This window comes from Chitinophaga qingshengii (assembly GCF_014529935.1).
GTDB classification, from domain to species: domain Bacteria; phylum Bacteroidota; class Bacteroidia; order Chitinophagales; family Chitinophagaceae; genus Chitinophaga; species Chitinophaga qingshengii.
Genome location: NZ_JACVFC010000003.1, coordinates 438,374 through 454,731 on the forward strand (window position 1 = coordinate 438,374; position 16,358 = coordinate 454,731).

Sequence of the window (16,358 nt, forward strand, 5' to 3'; positions counted from 1 at the left end):
TTACCGGCATATCCATTTTCTATAGCTTATGCGATCCATATTCCATGTAGTACTGCTACTGTTATGTGTGGGATGGCTGGCCGCTGGTGCCGCTCCTGCAAAACCGATTGTCACCGGTGCTGAACAAACCCAACTGTATGTGCCTTATCTGAAAAATAAACGGATAGGGATGGTTATTAACCAGACAGCTGTAATAGGCCAGCGCCTGCTGTTGGACAGCCTCTTAAAACTGGGCGTGAAAGTTACCCGTGTTTTCGGGCCGGAACATGGTTTCCGTGGTAACGCCAGCAACGGCGCCCATGTGGGGGATGAGATAGATTCTGCCACCGGTATTCCGGTGGTGTCGTTATATGGAGCCCGTAAAATGCCGCCTCAGAAAGACATGGATGCTATTGATATCATGATCTTCGATATCCAGGATGTAGGTTGCCGTTTTTATACAAACATCAATACCTTGCGCGACATCATGGAAGCCTGCGCAGAAGCAGGTAAGGAGCTGATCATCCTGGATCGTCCGAATCCTAATGACTATATTGATGGTCCTGTTTTAGATATGAAGCTGAAGTCCGGTATCGGGCAGTTCCCCATACCCATTACCCATGGCCTGACTGTCGGTGAATTTGCGCAGATGGTGAATGGCCAGGGGTGGATGACTACTAAAAAGAAGTGCAAACTGAAGATCATCCCCCTGAAAAATTATCATCACGGGATGGACTATACGTTGCCTGTGCACCCTTCACCTAACCTGAATACACAGCAATCCGTACTGTTGTATCCTGCCCTGTGTTTGTTTGAAGGAACGATCATCAGTCAGGGACGTGGTACCTATATGCCTTTCACGGTGCTGGGAGCGCCTGCCTTAAAGGGTAAATATGCCTTCTCTTTTACACCCGAAAGTATCCCCGGCAAGTCGGAGTCGCCTTTGCATATGGGAGAGGCCTGTTATGGGCTGGACCTGCGTAATTTTGATACCGCGCCCATGCGTAAAGCGGGCAAAATCAACCTGGGCTGGATGATAGAATTGTATAACGCGTATCCGGATAAAGCAAAATTCTTTGACCGATCCTACAGCAAACAGATGGGCGATATCAATAAGCTGGCCGGCACCACCGAATTTATGCAGCAGATCGTGGCGGGTAAAAGCGAAGCCGAGATCCGCCGCAGCTGGGAGCCAGGACTGAGTAACTACAAAAAGATGCGTACCCGTTATTTGCTGTATCCCTGAGTTTTAACCCTGGATTTCAGGTACTGATAAATTTCTTCATCTTCCCGGGAACCGGGCTTGTATAACTGCAGGTAGCGCTGGTAATATTTCATCGCTGTACGGTCGTTATGCAGCCCGGTTTCGTATATTCTGCCCATGCTGTACTGCCGCAATGGTTTGCGCGACAGGTACCAGGAAGTATCGAGGTTGGCCAATGCCGCTTTGTATTGCCGCATGTTTTCATAGTTGACAGAACGGCTGCCGTAGTAGTCTTCCAGGCTGGAGGATTTGGCCATACCGATGCAGCGCTCCAGCAGTTCATTACTTTCAGTATACTGACGGAGCGCAGTGTAGGCGAGCGCCGCATAATAGGTAATATGCTCTGAGGCTGCATTGTTGTCCAGCACATACTTATAGAGCTCAACGCATGTCTGGTATTTTTTGAGGGAAAAGTTAGCGGCAATGACATAAACAAATGTATTGGGCGAAACGACGTTGAGCCGTTGCAGTTGTTCCCCGATGATGGCGGTACGTTGATAATCCTTTACCAGGTAAGCCGTTTTGGCGGCGACCATCAGCACAGAAGATACGGTCGAGTCTACCGCCAGAAATGCGCGGGTAATAGAGTCGGCCCGTTGCCAGGCTTTACGGTCTATCCATTCTTCCGCCATGCGGGCGGCTACGCGGGCGTCGGCAGGGTTGAGGCGGTAGGCGTGCTGCAACCAGGCAAATCCCGAGTCCGGCAGCTGCGCGATAAAACCGGAAAAGGCGAGTTGTTTCCAGGCCAGGGCGCTGGCAGGTTTCAGTCGTGTGATCCGTTCATAGCGTGTGACCGCTTCGTGGTACTGTTCCTGTTGTGTGCGGATAGTGGCGAGGTATTGTAATGCCGGAACGGAGGTGCTATCGAGGACCAGTACCTTTTCGTAGGTATTGGCGGCTTCGGACAGTTTGCCTCCCTGGTAATAGGTATATGCCAGCAGGGACAGGTCGCGGGGCTCGCGGGGATTGACTTTCGGTTGCAGGTAGCCTACCGCTTCGTCATATTGCTGGTCCTGCAGGTATTCCATGACTTTGTTCCTGTCTATTCCCTGTGCCGCTGCGGTGGCGGACAGGCATAAGCATGCCATTATTCCGGTCAGGTTTCGCATCGTGAAATTATTTCTATAAAACTAAGTATTTAGTTTTAAAACTAAAAATTTAGTTTGTGTATATTTCCGGAACGGAAACATTTTTTATGGTGACTATTTCTTCGCTTGCCGGTCTAACGGCCATGGATATATTACAGATGGGGCATTACGGTTATACCTCCGCCCAGGCCTATGTACCGGTACAGCAGCCGGAGGGAGATCAGATAGGCTTTGCTTTTCGCCTGGAGACATTAGCTACCCCGAAGCAGAAAACCTGGCATACCAACGAAACAGAGTTGGAGGAACTCAACGAGGAGATAGCGGCGGGGCATTCTTTTGCAGCTTATGAAAACGGCCGGTTAACCGGATTTATCATCGCAGAAAAACGGGATTGGAATAATACCTGTTACATTTCCCAGTTAACGGTAGCGGCATCGCAGCGGCGCAAGGGTACCGGCGCACAGCTGATGGCTGCTATGATAGCGCATGCCGGAACGCTGAATGTACGGTTGCTGGAACTGGAAACACAGAACACCAACGTGCCGGCAGTGAATTTTTATCTGAAACATGGTTTTCAGGTATCGGGCGTAAATCTCCGGTTGTATGATCCGGTATGGTGTCCAGGCGAAGTGGCTTTTTATATGACGTATACGATATAGTGTGCCCAGGGCAATAAAGCCCCGGGCTAAGAAAGATCATTGATGTTCCAGTACCGCTTTTAAGGTGAACTCCTTCCGTTTTGGAAAAATACGACAAAATAACACCGTCCTATAACCCGGCTAAACGCACCAGAAAATCAATTCAGTTGTTCGGTGCTGCATACTGTACAATATCGATTCCTACACCATTAGGGTCCGTAATTGCAAAATGGTGATCTCCCCAGGGCTCTTCCCGCAACATGACCCGGATAGGTACCCCTTTGGCCTGTATCTCCGCATAGACAGATTTTACATCTTCCACTTCAATCGTCAGATAAATACCTTTGCCGGGAAAGGCAGGCTGGAACAACGGCTGCTGTGTGGCATGTTCCGGTAGCAGAAAACTGATTTCCGCTTCATGGCCAGGCGTATGTAACAACAGATAAAAATCATTTTCGAACGTGACGCCAAAACCCAGTACACGGGTATAAAATTCCTTGCTCTCCTGTATTTTATCGGTGATAATTCCGGCATTCATTTTCATAAGCTGCTATTTTTTGATGACGATACAAAATTGAAGGATTTTACCGGAAGGGTATTGTAAAAAACGGACAAATTCAGGGCAGGGCGATGGTAGGAGGAAGGCCGTACATGGTTTTGAATTCTTTGATAAAATGGGCCTGGTCGTAATAACCGGCATCATAAAACGTTTTGCCGGCGCGCAGGCTATCGGCGGTGGGTATGGTATGCAGGAGTTGCTGAAAACGTACCACCTTGCTGAAGGTTTTGGGAGTATCGCCAATGTAAAAATCGAACAGGCGTCTCAGTTGCCGGGGGCTAACACCTGCCTGTAGATCCCTTTCCAGCCGGAGGTTACCGCCGGCGTGCAGAATCAGGTCCAGTGCATGTAAGAGCCGGTTATCCGTTGCCGGTGTTTTTTGTGCCAGTATGGTTGTCAGGTATTGGTCCAGTACCGGCGATAGTTCGGAGAGGTCATGGAGGCCGGCGACAACGGATGTAAGTCCGGATGCCAGTGCCGGTACGACTGCGTCGAGTGGTTCAAAGCGGTCGGTAAGCGAAGCGGCGTCTACGCGAAACAGCGATGGAAAGGCGGCCGGCAGAAAACGTACACCGATATAATTGAACGGGTTATCCAGCGGAAACTCTGTGTAGGTGGTAGAGAAACCCATGACATACATTGCTTCCGGCTGGCGCGTATGAAAAAACAGGTCGATACAACCATCGGCTACTACCCGGTATACAAAGGGTTGCGACAGTGCAGGGAGGGAGCTCAGCTGCCAATAACAATATACATACGGCATCAGCGGCAGCGATGGCAGTTGCTCCGCATAGGAGGCCTGGTCTCGCTCCGGATGAATGGCCGGTTGTACAGGTTTGAACAGTTGCCGCATGTAATAATTTTGTTACTTTGTTAATCGCGCTCACAAAATACTAAATAAACAAATGTTTGATGTATTCGTTGCCTATCTCCACAGCAAGGGGACTTTCACAGAAGCGGACCTGGCGCTGATACGTTCGCACAGTACGGTGCAACTGTTACGCCGGCGGCAGCTGTTGTTGCGGCAGGGAGAGATATGGAAACACTATGCCTTTGTATGCCGGGGTTGCCTGAAATCATATTTTATTGATGATAAAGGCGTGGAGCGTATCATGCGTTTTTCATCGGAGCATTGGTGGGCGGGTGACCGGCAGAGTATTACCTGCGGACTGCCATCTATCATTAATATAGAAGCCCTGGAAGACAGCACTTTGGTGATGTTTACCCGCGATGGTTTTAATTTGTTACTGGAGCAATTACCGGAGATGAAGAAGATGGCGGAAACATTACTTAATCGCAGTTTGCTGGCGGCCAACAATCGTATCCAGGCCGCGATTTCCCTGGGTGCAGAGGAGCGTTACCAGCAATTTGCACAACAATATCCTGACCTGGTTAAACGGGTACCCCAACATATGATAGCCTCTTTCCTGGGTATTACGCCGGAAACGTTGAGCCGTGTCCGTGCCACCCTCACCCGCCGGAAGGCTTGATATTAATCAATCTTTTTTCTTATCATTTGTCATTGGTGGCGGCCAGCCGGTGATACTAATTTTGTGGCATTCAATTAAATCAATGTCCATGAAAAGTATGACAATCGGCGTCATCGGCGCCGGCGGCATAGGCCGTGCTTTTGCGATAGCTGCCGCTGCGGCAGGCTATGCAGTGATGATCAGCAATAGCCGTGGACCGGCTTCTTTAGCGGAGTTTGCCGCCAGTGTAACCGGTGTTACGGCTACTGACCGGCAGACGGCGGCCACTGCCGACATTATCCTGTTATCGGTACAATGGCAGTACCTGGAAGCGGCCACTACAGACCTGCCTGATCTTTCCGGCAAGATTGTGCTGGATGCCATGAATCCTGTGATTATTCCTGCCTTTACATTCCCTGATCTGGGAGGCAGAACATCGAGTGAACTGGTGGCTGACCGGGTGCCGGGTGCTGCGGTAGTAAAGATATTTAATACGTTACCTCCGGAGCTGGTGCGCACTCCCGGTACTGCGGAGGGGGGCCGGCGTGTCGTATTTTTTTCGGGAGATGATCAGGTGGCCAAAGGAAGCGTGGGGCAACTACTGGACCGCCTCGGCTTTGCCGGCGTGGATTTGGGAGGGCTGGTACAAGGCGGCGTCATGCAACATTTTCCCGGAGGACCGCTGGCGGGCTTACATTTGATACAAGTAGCCGTAAACGGGTAAAGCGGGAGCTACACCTCCGCCGATTATGGCAGTTTGGCTACCAGTCTTTCCGGCATCCGTCTCAATACCTGGTAGATTATCTTCCACTTAAATCCTGGTACGATGGTAAAACGTTGTCCGGCATTCACCACTGCCCGGGCTATAAAAGCCGGTTCCAGCATCAGGGATTCGGTTAATGGCAGTCCGGCTGTCATTTTACTGCGGATATAACCGGCTACGATCACGTTGACGGTTATACGCCGTGCAAACAGGTGTTGCCTTAAACCAGCCAGGTATTGTGTAAAAGCCGCTTTGGTGCTGCCGTAGATGAAGTTGCTTTTTCTGCCCCGAACGCCCGAGAGGGAAGATAGGCCTATAATACGTTCCAGGTGGGTGTTGGATAGATCGGTGGCGATGATATTTAAGATAGATACTGCTCCGCAATAATGCACCTGCATCATATTGAAACTACCTTCCCAATCCTGCATGGCAATGGTATTGTCTTTCAGGTAGCCGGCTGCATACAGTACAATCTGTGGCCGTGCAGGAAGGCTGTCATAAAAAGCGCGGTGACTGCCGAAGTCGGTCGCATCGAAATAACGGATGGTGACCAGTTCCGCAGGTAGCTGCTGTTGCCGTAGAAATGTTTCCAAAGCCGCTGTGCTGCGGGAAGCCGCCACCACGGGATAGCCCTTGCTGACGTACATTTTTAAAGCTTCTTTGGCCACATCGGAATTGGCGCCGAGTATAAGGACTTGTTTCATATACAGTAAAAAGATGACAGGATTTTTCGCAGGAAGGGTTAAAACAGGCACGAAGATCCTGTTTTTAAGCCATAAGAAAAAATCCTGTCATCTGTAGTACTGGTTAGCGTTCGTAGAACGGCACCGGTTCCAGTCCGAGGGAGCGGAAATACACGTACATCTCTCCCCGGTGGTGGATTTCATTATCGATAATATACAACATCAGGCTATAGACTACCCCTTCGTACATACCAAATGCCTTGTCTGTTTCCTGGAAACGTTCTTCCGTGATCTGCGGCCAGTATTCGTTGATCAGCTGTGTGTTTTCGTCCCACAGGTCCAGGATGGCCTGTTTGGTGGCGGGCTGCTCTTTTTTGCCAACGGTTTGCCAATTGTGGGTAGCGACGCCGGTCACGCCCATGCGGGTCATATTAATGAACTCCATGGCCATAGCTGCAATAGGACGCATGCCACCTACGGAGTAATGAAAGAAATGTTCTTCCGGAAATGCTTCCAGCATGCGGCGGGTGAGGCGACGGTGTCCCTGGTAATGTTCCAGTAATTGTGAACTGCTGATGGCGGTTACTGGCTTGGTGCTGGTCATGTTTTCCATATCTGTTCTCTTTAGGATGTTGAATAATGTTGATGATCCAAAGATAGCAGAGGGATGATGACAACCCTATGTCAGCAGGGTCGAAAAATATTTTTAATCCGGGAACGTCAGCACGGTCTTGCCGGTATTGTGCCGGTTTTCCACGTCCTGATGGGCGAGCGCAGCTTCCGTGAAAGGGTAGCTGTTGACCTTGCTGGTTAACTGGCCGGTAGCGATGAGCTGCACCAGGTAGTCGGTCCATTGTTGCCGTTGCACCGGTGGAATATTGTATACCGTAGAACCTACCACCCTGGCTGATTTCATGATCAGCTCCCGGGGATTGACGGAAGAGGGTTGAGCCGAACTGTTACCATAAATAATCAGCGTACCATTCACCGCCAGCGCTGTAACCAGCCGGGAAGGGGTATCGCCGCCGGTAGCATCGAGGATCAGATCAGCGCCTTGCGGACCGGTAATGTTTGTCAGCTGCTGCAGCCAGTCGCTATCACGGTAGTTGATGGCATGGGTAGCACCGAGGCTGCGAACGTATTGCTGTTTGGCAGCGCTGCCGGTCAGGGCGATGATCTGCGGTATACCTTTGATCCTGGCTAGTTGTACCACCTGCGATCCTACACCGCCGCCGGCGGCAGTAATGACAACGCTGCGGTAGCCGCTGGTTTGTTCCAGCAGATGCTGAGCGGTGAGGGACTGCGTGAGCAGGCCTTGTGCCGGTACTACCGCTTCGGGCAACACAATAACGCCTGCCACCGGCATCGCTGCATAGGCGGCATATCCGGCAGGGGCATAACCGCTGACCCGTTGCCCCGGTTGCAGGTGTTGTACTTCACTGCCGGTAGCCGTAATGACACCGCTGATTTCTCCGGGTAATATGGCGGGGAATTGTTGAATCATGGGGTACACTCCCTGGCGGACCAGCAGGTCGGCGTAGTTAACGGCCACTGCCTGTACTTTCACGATTACTTCCTGTGGAGCCGGATGGGGCATGGGGAGTTCCGCTACCTGCAGCACTTCGGGAGCGCCGTAAGCATGAAGGGTAACTGCTTTCATATGATGATGTTTAGATGATGGCACAAAGATGGGGTATCCGCGTTGATGCCACATCATCCGTTTCATCGGGGAAAGTGGGTTGTTTTTTTCTCAGATTTTTTTTAGGGTCTTGCCTTTATGCGCTGCGATATGGTCAGTCTTATCGCTTTTAATCTCGTATTGCGGATCTTCGGGCGTGGCGTGATGGGTGTATCCTTTGTATTGAAAATCGGTGGTATGTATCCGGATGATGGTGCCGGTTACCCAGCCGGCTTCGGAATTCCAGGTAACATGGTCGCCTGTTTTGAACCTTTTTTCCATAGTAACCGTTTTTAGCGTGTTATCGTAACCGTAGCCGCCAGGTGGTTTGTATTTTGCCTCTCTGCCGTAATTTTTCCAATGTGGCGGGACCGGTGTTTTTAAGGAAATAGTCGAGCGTGGTGAGCCGGGTATAATCCGGCTGGGCTTCCTGGTCGATGGTGAAACCGGCATCGTGAAAGAAATCAGCCGCCGCTTCGAAGCTGTCGAACATATTATCATGGATGCGGTGCTGCAGAAAAAAGTTGCTGAGCTGGTCGTTACCAGTCAGCACCTGGTTCAGGTCTTTATTGCGTTTGAGGTAGATATCCGCTGTAATCCAGTATCCGCCGCGTTCTTCCAATGTATGGCGAATCAGTGTGCAAAGTGTTTTTTTCTCCTGCTGGTCCAGGTACATGAGCAGTCCTTCGTTGACGATGGTCAGCGGACCGGGTTCAAAGCGGCTGGTTACAGCTGAAAACTGTTGTTCGTCGAGTACGTTCAGGGGCAGCGTTTCCAGTTGACCGGTGGCCGGCGGCAGCTGCTGTTGCAGATCATGCAGGAAGCCTTGTTTGGTAACGATGAGGTCGGGCAGGTCGGTATCGATATAATGTACCGCCTGCCGTTGTACAGCTGCCAGTCCCCGGAAAGAGAAGCCGGAAGACAGTTCCAGGATGTTTTTACTGTGGAGGCCCTGCAGTAGCTGATCGATACTGTGGTACCGGTTTTCAAAATGTACCATCCGTCCCCAGAAACCGGGTTCTGTTCTGTTGTAATCAGGTATATAAGGCTCCGGTGCCAGCATCAGCTGAGCCGCCTCACGGGCGAAGGGGATGTCTGTCAGTCCCTTCATCAGCAGTAATCCCCGGGCTGAAGGGCTGATGGTGCTATAATCGCGTTGCGGGTTCTCCATGTTTTAAAATTACGTTTTTTTCATTTTTTATCCGGATGACGCAGGTTGTCCGGAAAGCCACTAAATTTATCTCTATGAAAAAGATAAAGATAGTTCTGGTAGCCTTGTTATTGACCCAGGGACTCCGGGCGCAAAATAAAATCGTCGTATTTCAATCCGATTTCGGGTTAAAAGACGGGGCTGTCGCCGCCATGAAAGGCGTAGCCAATACCGTTTCCACCGAACTAAAGCTATATGACCTGACCCATGAGATCTCGCCGTATAATATCTGGGAGGGAGCCTTCCGGCTGGAACAGACGGTGCCCTACTGGCCGGCGGGGACCGTATTTGTGTCGGTAGTAGATCCCGGCGTAGGTACCAGTCGCAAGTCCGTTGTCCTGAAAACGCATAAAGGACATTTTATCGTGACCCCCGACAACGGCACGCTTACGTTGGTAGCCGCATCAGAGGGTATTGCCGAAATCCGGGAGATCAACGAGGCGGTCAACCGCCGCCAGGGCTCCGGTAAGTCCTATACTTTTCATGGCCGCGACGTATATGCCTACACCGCCGCCAGGCTGGCCGCCGGCGCCATCACTTTTGAGCAGGTAGGTCCGGTACTGCCCGCCCGGGTGGTAACGTTGCCTTTCCAGCAGGCCGTCAGAGAAGGGCAGGAGCTTAAAGGAAATATTCCTATCCTGGACATACAATACGGCAACGTGTGGACTAACATCGACGCCTCACTGCTGGAGCCTTTAAAGCCGAAATACGGGGATGTCATGAAAGTGACGTTTTATCATCAGCAGCAGGTCGTGACCACGCTGGAAGCGCCCTACAGCGAAACATTCGGCGCCGTGCCTGGAGGTAAGCCACTGGCGTATCTCAACAGCCTGATGCAGCTGTCCTTTGCGCTGAATATGGGCAGCCTGGCAGAACAGTACCATATCGGCAGCGGGAGCGACTGGAGCGTGCGCGTCGTCTTGCTACCCAAGCGGAATTAAATCCTTTTAAGTAATTTGCGCCCCATATGGATATCAGTATCAATAAATATATCAGTGAGACAGGCTTCTGCAGCAGGCGGGAGGCAGATAAATACATAGAGCAGGGCCGTGTCACCATCAATGATAATATCGCTTCCAAAGGGAACCGCGTAAAAGACGGTGATGTAGTAGAAGTAGACGGAGAGCCACTGAAGAAAAAGAAAACAGCCGTTTACATCGCGCTCAATAAACCCAAAGGCGTTACCTGCACCACCGATCTGAAAGACAAAACCAATATCATCGACTTTATGAACTATCCCTCCCGGATATTTCCTATCGGCCGGCTCGATAAGCTCTCCGAAGGGCTCATCTTCCTGACCAACGACGGTGATATCGTCAACAAAATCCTGCGTGCCGGTAATCAGCATGAAAAAGAATACATCGTATCCGTTGACAAGCCTGTCACCCTGGAGTTTATCAAAGCCATGCGTAACGGCGTGAAAATACTGGGTACCGTTACCCAGAAATGTTTCGTGCAGCAGGAGGGGACAGACCGGTTCCGTATTATCCTTACCCAGGGCCTTAACCGCCAGATCCGCCGTATGTGCGAAGTACTGGGCTATAAGGTAGTAACGCTGAAGCGGACCCGTATCATGAATATGACACTGAAAGATCTCGCTCCCGGCAAGTGGCGTTATTTCACCCGCGAAGAGATTGCCAATATCAACGCGATGGTAGCTACCAGCAGCAAAACCGCGCCAGGGGATAATAGCGGCGGTATGGACGAATAACGTAGGTGCTTTCCCGTTATACTTTAAAAAATTTCTTTGAAAAAATTTGGAAGTGAGGATTTAATTACTACTTTTGCACTCCCTTCAAAAAGGGAATGATTCCGTAGCTCAGTTGGTAGAGCAATACACTTTTAATGTATGGGCCCTGGGTTCGAGTCCCAGCGGGATCACAGACAATTTACAAACCTCGCGCTAGTCGCGGGGTTTTGTTTTTTAGTTGAGCGTTTAGTCGAGTTGATTATGTATGGTGTAAAATATAGAATTTTCTAAAGGGGGAATTTGAAGCCGAATGCTTATTGGGCTTTGTTCAAGTTTGCATATGACATGGTTCCCGGTCACATAGAATACCTTTCTTTGCAACCTTGGTATTGTTGAAAGATTTTATAAACCAATCGTTCCCATCTTGTGGTCATATTCACCTATATGTTGGCTTTAAGATCAACCACAAAGCGTGAAGATCTACCGCAATTTATCTTAAATGTACTATTTCTGCTAATTCCCGCAAATCGGATATTAAAAGGTTTGGGTTTTGTATCATGAGGATCACTAAAAATTGTCAAAATCTGTGCTGGTCGCAGGTTTTATGTTTTACGTCTACTGAATAGTCTATCAAAGTGTAGATTTGTAGTCACTTTTATATCTTTGCCAGCAATTGTTTTTTCCTATGAAATACTTTTTTCTTCTCTATTGCTTACTGTTGCAGCTTACTACAAAAGCGCAAACCCTCTTTTCTTACAAAGATTCGATCCATAGATACGTCATCGGAATTCCTGAAAAATGGAAATACTGGAAAAAAAACGATAGCACTCATATCAATCTGTTGGTGTATGATATGGAGAAGAATCCCACCAATGATTTTGCCGATAATTTTAACATCACCATTTTTCACCACCCGAATATAAATGTTGATAGCGCCCTTTATATATTGGCATCTCTCACTGCTCACTCGCGCTTATCAATGCTGGATACAGGTAGTTATATGGTAGATGGAAAAAGGATGTTATGGTTTGATGATGTGCATATAGGTCCGAAAGCCCAGGATACACTATGTGCCAGTGATTTTATCGTTTACAATGATAGTAAAGTGTATATAATTACCTGTACCACGACCCCGCAACGCTTTGCTACATCCAGGGACTTGTTTCATCGCGTGGCACAGTCATTTAAGGTATCGCTTCCTCCGGCATATGAGTCCTTAAAAATAGATTTCCCGACGGATGTAACATGGAAGATTCAGAGTGAAACTGATGATTCCACTACACATGCCATGCAGCTATTGCCGATCGATGAGTCTGCAGAACAATGGACGCGCTGTATCAACCTGGTAACAATAAAACAAAAGGTGCAACAAAAGATTGAGCAAACAATTTTATCCTATAAGACGCAGGTGAAGGAAAGTTACCCTGACGCGCATTTTACCGTATTGTCGAAGGGTGGGAACTGGGGACTATTTAAGGTCGAAACTAATCACCCAAAACCGGAAGCCAGTTTGTTTTATGTTTTGCAGACGGATGCTTCTATGCATACGATCAGTATTACATTTCCTAAGCCTACGCTATCTGATGACTTGTTAGACAAATGGACGAAGATTTTTCGGAATGGAAAATTGGTAATGGAGTAATTGGTATGGTGGACAGAGCGACAAATGAATTATGGAAAATATAATCGAAATATTAAACAGTCATTTAAAAATTTTACAAGTTGCCATTGAGAATTTTACCATCCTGGATAGCGACCTGGAAATACATATTAAAATACACTCGACAACGTTTGGTATAAGGACAATCATCTTTGATCACGTATCTAACATCAATATAAATTCGAAAACCTATGTTTGGTCAGACAAATCCTCTATCATAATAGGAGATTTGTCTGCTGCACAGTTGGAAGGTGTTACATATCAGGTAGCTATTGCAGAAGGTGCGATGAGCTTTTATTGCAGAAATATTATATTGAATAACGAATGTTGTTGGCACTGACACCTCATCTCCGCTACCACGGTATCTCTCCCGTTTTCGGATTATTCTCCTCACTAAAAAATTTCCCTGTCGGGCCATTATCGTCGATCAACACGTATTTAACGATCCGTTTTCCGGCATCTTCCACACTTCCCGGTCCCCTATGTCCGTTAAAGTCTGTTTTGGTATATCCCGGGCAAACGGTATTTATCTTGAAGCGGGTGTTTTTTAATTCGTATGCCAGTACGACGGTGTACATATTCAGGGCTGATTTTGAAGAGAGGTATACAGCGCCTTTGTAGTCGTAGTATTTATAGGTGGGGTCGCTGTGCAGGGTAATTGAACCCTGACTGGAGCTCACATTGACGATACGCGGTGCCGGTGACTTTTGCAATAAATCAATAAAAGCCTGAGTAACGCGTACTACGCCGTAAACATTGGTATCATAGGCTGCTTTAAACTGGTCGATAGTGGCGTCCAGTGCACTTTGCGGGTAACCGCCATAAATACCGGCATTATTAATCAGTATATCCAGCACTTTTGTTTTTTTACCTATTTCTTTACGGGCTTTCCTGACTGAATCATCATCTGTAACGTCAAGCTGAATAGCTTCTATATTGTTTAATCCCGTTGCTTTAAGTTTATCGACGGCTTCATCACCATTTTCTATATTACGGCTGCCCAGGTATACATAAATTCCTTTTTGGGCGAGTTGCTGTGCAACTTCATAGCCAATACTTTTGTTAGCGCCTGTTACTAATGCATATTTCATTTTTTGTGATTTTATGAAGCAAAAGTAGCCGGCTGAAAAATAGGGGAAATGGACAAATCATTTTATTTCCCTGACAAATCTTGCCGGGGCGAAAAATCACTGGCACTTTTTCCGGTGCTTTTTTTGAAGAGCCTGGAAAAATAGTCCGGGTCATTAAAGCCCAGTTCATAGGCCAGTTCTTTGATGGAGATATTAGAGTAACGCAATTTTCGTTGCGCTTCGGCCATCAACCGGTTAATAAAATAATCTTTGGGTGATGTTCCGGCATATTCCTTTACAATCCGGTATAGACTGGTGGTGGATAATGCTAGTTTTTCTGCAATGGCGTTGATGGAAGGTTGCTCAGTAAGAGAGGTTTCCACGACTAATTTGAACTCGATAAACTTTGAAAGGTTGGCGTTTAAGCTATTGAGAGGCTCTTTGTTTTTGAAATAGGCGCTGTTTAATTCTGACAGCAAAAGGTTTAAATAAGCTAATATTATTTCAGTATCGGTCTCCTGTTTATCTAAATAAAGTATCTGGTTTAAAATGCCAAAAACCTGTACGACCCTATCTTTTGCAGCATTGTCAAGAACGATGACGGGTGCGTTTAAGGGGTTGACCAGAAAGGGAAATTGTTGTGGCAACAATGCCAGTGTATTTTCATCAAACAACAACTTGAAATATTTAAGATCGTCTGTTTTAGCCGGTGGTATAAAAAGTTGATTGGGCATGGCAAAAAGCAGGTGCCCGTCGGTAAGGGTGAAGTCTTGTGCGTCTAAATTGTATGTAATGGAGCCGCTTTCAATTAGTACTATAAAATAGGAAGATAGTCTGCGGGGTTGCAGTTGTTTTTGTTGAATGTCAGCTGAAAGATAAGGATTGTCGTTTGAACGAATCTTTAATCCCAGCTCATCACGCTGTGAGTCTTCGTGTTTCTCTTGTTCCTGCATATTATTGGCTAAAAAAGTTTTAGGGTGACACCGTAAATTTCGCAATCTTTTTGCTATTTTATCGTTACTTTTTATTCCTTGAAGAGAGTAGTTTATAAGCAGATCCGGCCTTTTCCGCAAGAATACCGCCGTTTTAATATTATAATTTGTTTTACTATTTCAGATAATTTACGGTATATTGAAATAATTAACCGCAAAAGACTGAAATATGAAAAAAGCCCTTTTATTCCTATCCGGAATGTTTGTATTCTCCACAACAACTCTGGGACAGGGGCTCGAGCCCAAACCCTCGCCGGCAGATACGAAACTCAGCAAATTCATTTACCAGCAGCTGGACTCCACCCTGCTGGCAGACACGCTTTCCCATGCATTTTCAATTAAAGGTTTACTGAGTGGTAATCGTATTTCTCAGGTAAAATGCTCGAATGGGGTACCGCAGCAGCTAAGGGCAAAATTGGAACGCCTGCCTCATCAGGATATCGACTGGAGCCAGCTATTCGGCAAAACCGTTTCTGGTACAACGGTCATTATCCCGGTATTGGTAGTTAAGGATGGGCGTTCTGTTATGTATGTAAAATATTTCGATGATCTTTTTGATGACATTTTTTCTTTTGAGGATGAAAATGCGGTGGGCTCAATGCGTCACTTCAAGAATACTATCATGTTAAACCCGCTGGTGATGAAAAAGTATATCGGAGGCAGGCTGCCCTGATAGGCAGGATCGATCTATCCCGCCGGATTATTGTATATTAGATCAGCGGAGTGCTGAGGTAAAATATAGAACACAACGAAAAGGAATCGTCTGATTTTAATCAACACATGAACTATTACCGGCAATATTATCCATCTGCTCAACTGGCTGATTTTATAGAATGCTACTGGGTACTGCATGCACCGGCCAGGTTCATGGATGTGCCCGACCGCTTAATACCCGGCGGCCGTGTGGAGCTGATCTTTAATTTTGGATCGCCGGCAGATTGGTTGATCACAGCTGACAACCCGCAGGGGGTCCGTCAGCACGGGCCGGTAATAATGGGACAGCGCAATCAGATTTTTTATGTAAAAGGTTGGGGGAAAGTTAATATGCTAGGCATCCGTTTTAAGCCGGGAGGACTGGCGGCATTTACCAATGCTCCGGTGGCTGACTTATTAAATACCCTGTTACCGGCGGAGCTGCTGTTAGGAAAAGCCGTGAAAAGCCTGGAAACACGGTTGTCCGATTGTCAGGATGATGATGAACGGGTACAATTACTGGATATTATACTGAAAACCGAACTAAAAAATGCACCGGCGGATCTACAGATGGTTAACCACTCCATAGACATACTGCGAAATACCCCGGATGATGTATCTATTGACACCATCTGCCGGCAAACAGGCTGGTACTATAAAAAACTGGAGCGGGTTTTTCTGAAAAGTGTCGGCTATACCCCTAAGCATTACCATAAAATACTTCGTTTCAATAAAGCGGTCAGGTATATGCGAACTACCCACATCTTAACGGATGTCTGTCACGTATGCAATTACTTTGACCAGGCACATTTTATTCGTGATTTCCGGCTGTTTACCGGCACTACGCCCGGTCAGTTTAAAAAGGAGGATAATAGAGTAGCGGATTTTCTCATAAAGTATCAGCCTGTCTAAAATATACAAT

The 16,358-nt window shown here is 47.7% G+C and carries 19 protein-coding genes and 1 tRNA gene; 10 read left to right on the plus strand and 10 right to left on the minus strand.

Annotated elements, in window-relative coordinates; translation table 11 throughout:
* Positions 1–28 precede the first annotated feature (28 nt).
* Entirely contained in the window at positions 29–1,225 is a 1,197-nt protein-coding gene (locus ICL07_RS21560) for an exo-beta-N-acetylmuramidase NamZ family protein (protein ID WP_188090118.1), read from the plus strand.
* Here the strand turns inward: ICL07_RS21560 and ICL07_RS21565 are convergent.
* Complete coding sequence (locus tag ICL07_RS21565) at positions 1,207–2,331, minus strand: tetratricopeptide repeat protein (RefSeq protein ID WP_188090119.1); 1,125 nt, start codon at positions 2,329–2,331, stop codon at positions 1,207–1,209. The two genes, ICL07_RS21560 and ICL07_RS21565, sit on opposite strands and share 19 nt — an antisense overlap.
* A 107-nt stretch (positions 2,332–2,438) precedes the next feature.
* On the opposite strand from ICL07_RS21565, the gene ICL07_RS21570 reads away from it, so the two are divergent.
* Positions 2,439–2,990: a GNAT family N-acetyltransferase gene (locus ICL07_RS21570; protein ID WP_188090120.1), complete on the plus strand. Its 552-nt coding sequence runs from the start codon at positions 2,439–2,441 to the stop codon at positions 2,988–2,990.
* A gap of 142 nt (positions 2,991–3,132) precedes the next feature.
* On the opposite strand, the gene ICL07_RS21575 is transcribed toward ICL07_RS21570, so the two are convergent.
* A complete protein-coding gene (locus tag ICL07_RS21575; RefSeq protein ID WP_188090121.1) occupies positions 3,133–3,513 on the minus strand; it encodes a VOC family protein in 381 nt (126 codons plus the stop codon).
* A 73-nt stretch (positions 3,514–3,586) separates the two neighbouring features.
* On the minus strand, positions 3,587–4,381 hold the full coding sequence (locus ICL07_RS21580; protein WP_188090122.1) for an AraC family transcriptional regulator: 795 nt from the start codon (positions 4,379–4,381) through the stop codon (positions 3,587–3,589).
* 52 nt (positions 4,382–4,433) lie between these two features.
* Here ICL07_RS21580 and ICL07_RS21585 point away from each other — a divergent pair, with 52 nt between their 5' ends.
* Both ICL07_RS21585 and ICL07_RS21590 read left to right on the plus strand, forming a co-directional pair.
* A complete protein-coding gene (locus ICL07_RS21585; RefSeq protein ID WP_188090123.1) occupies positions 4,434–5,018 on the plus strand; it encodes a Crp/Fnr family transcriptional regulator in 585 nt (194 codons plus the stop codon).
* Positions 5,019–5,100: 82 nt separating this feature from the next.
* Positions 5,101–5,721 carry an NADPH-dependent F420 reductase gene (locus tag ICL07_RS21590; RefSeq protein WP_188090124.1) on the plus strand — a complete coding sequence of 207 codons (621 nt, stop codon included), beginning with the start codon at positions 5,101–5,103 and terminating at the stop codon, positions 5,719–5,721.
* Between the two features lie 23 nt (positions 5,722–5,744).
* Here the strand turns inward: ICL07_RS21590 and ICL07_RS21595 are convergent, their stop codons facing one another.
* From ICL07_RS21595 to ICL07_RS21615, 5 genes are all read right to left on the minus strand, one after another.
* The gene (locus ICL07_RS21595; protein ID WP_188090125.1) at positions 5,745–6,464 is read right to left on the minus strand and encodes an SDR family NAD(P)-dependent oxidoreductase; all 720 of its coding nucleotides are present in this window, start codon (positions 6,462–6,464) and stop codon (positions 5,745–5,747) included.
* Between the two features lie 103 nt (positions 6,465–6,567).
* Positions 6,568–7,056: a DinB family protein gene (locus ICL07_RS21600; RefSeq protein ID WP_188090126.1), complete on the minus strand. Its 489-nt coding sequence runs from the start codon at positions 7,054–7,056 to the stop codon at positions 6,568–6,570.
* Between the two features lie 93 nt (positions 7,057–7,149).
* Positions 7,150–8,103: a quinone oxidoreductase family protein gene (locus tag ICL07_RS21605; protein ID WP_188090127.1), complete on the minus strand. Its 954-nt coding sequence runs from the start codon at positions 8,101–8,103 to the stop codon at positions 7,150–7,152.
* A 90-nt stretch (positions 8,104–8,193) separates the two neighbouring features.
* Positions 8,194–8,403: a hypervirulence associated TUDOR domain-containing protein gene (locus ICL07_RS21610; protein WP_188090128.1), complete on the minus strand. Its 210-nt coding sequence runs from the start codon at positions 8,401–8,403 to the stop codon at positions 8,194–8,196.
* A 19-nt stretch (positions 8,404–8,422) separates the two neighbouring features.
* Positions 8,423–9,292, minus strand: a complete 870-nt coding sequence (locus ICL07_RS21615; protein ID WP_188090129.1) for a hypothetical protein — start codon at positions 9,290–9,292, stop codon at positions 8,423–8,425.
* A gap of 74 nt (positions 9,293–9,366) precedes the next feature.
* Between ICL07_RS21615 and ICL07_RS21620 the strand changes: the two genes are divergently transcribed.
* The 4 genes from ICL07_RS21620 (at position 9,367) to ICL07_RS21635 (ending at position 12,663) form a co-directional block, all read left to right on the plus strand.
* On the plus strand, positions 9,367–10,272 hold the full coding sequence (locus ICL07_RS21620) for an SAM hydrolase/SAM-dependent halogenase family protein (RefSeq protein WP_188090130.1): 906 nt from the start codon (positions 9,367–9,369) through the stop codon (positions 10,270–10,272).
* Between the two features lie 26 nt (positions 10,273–10,298).
* Complete coding sequence (gene rluF / locus ICL07_RS21625) at positions 10,299–11,042, plus strand: 23S rRNA pseudouridine(2604) synthase RluF (protein WP_188090131.1); 744 nt, start codon at positions 10,299–10,301, stop codon at positions 11,040–11,042.
* Positions 11,043–11,139: 97 nt separating this feature from the next.
* Positions 11,140–11,212: transfer RNA gene (locus ICL07_RS21630), tRNA-Lys, on the plus strand.
* A 494-nt stretch (positions 11,213–11,706) separates the two neighbouring features.
* Entirely contained in the window at positions 11,707–12,663 is a 957-nt protein-coding gene (locus ICL07_RS21635; RefSeq protein ID WP_188090132.1) for a DcrB/PsbP domain-containing protein, read from the plus strand.
* A gap of 371 nt (positions 12,664–13,034) precedes the next feature.
* Here ICL07_RS21635 and ICL07_RS21640 read toward each other — a convergent pair whose 3' ends face one another.
* On the minus strand, positions 13,035–13,772 hold the full coding sequence (locus tag ICL07_RS21640; protein WP_188090133.1) for an SDR family oxidoreductase: 738 nt from the start codon (positions 13,770–13,772) through the stop codon (positions 13,035–13,037).
* Between the two features lie 62 nt (positions 13,773–13,834).
* Positions 13,835–14,704, minus strand: a complete 870-nt coding sequence (locus tag ICL07_RS21645) for a helix-turn-helix domain-containing protein (protein WP_188090134.1) — start codon at positions 14,702–14,704, stop codon at positions 13,835–13,837.
* Between the two features lie 208 nt (positions 14,705–14,912).
* Between ICL07_RS21645 and ICL07_RS21650 the strand changes: the two genes are divergently transcribed.
* Together ICL07_RS21650 and ICL07_RS21655 are read left to right on the plus strand one after the other, a co-directional pair.
* Positions 14,913–15,416, plus strand: a complete 504-nt coding sequence (locus ICL07_RS21650; RefSeq protein WP_188090135.1) for a hypothetical protein — start codon at positions 14,913–14,915, stop codon at positions 15,414–15,416.
* A 107-nt stretch (positions 15,417–15,523) separates the two neighbouring features.
* Positions 15,524–16,348, plus strand: coding sequence for a helix-turn-helix domain-containing protein (locus tag ICL07_RS21655; protein ID WP_188090136.1), 825 nt, complete (start codon positions 15,524–15,526; stop codon positions 16,346–16,348).
* The last annotated feature ends 10 nt before the right edge of the window (positions 16,349–16,358 follow it).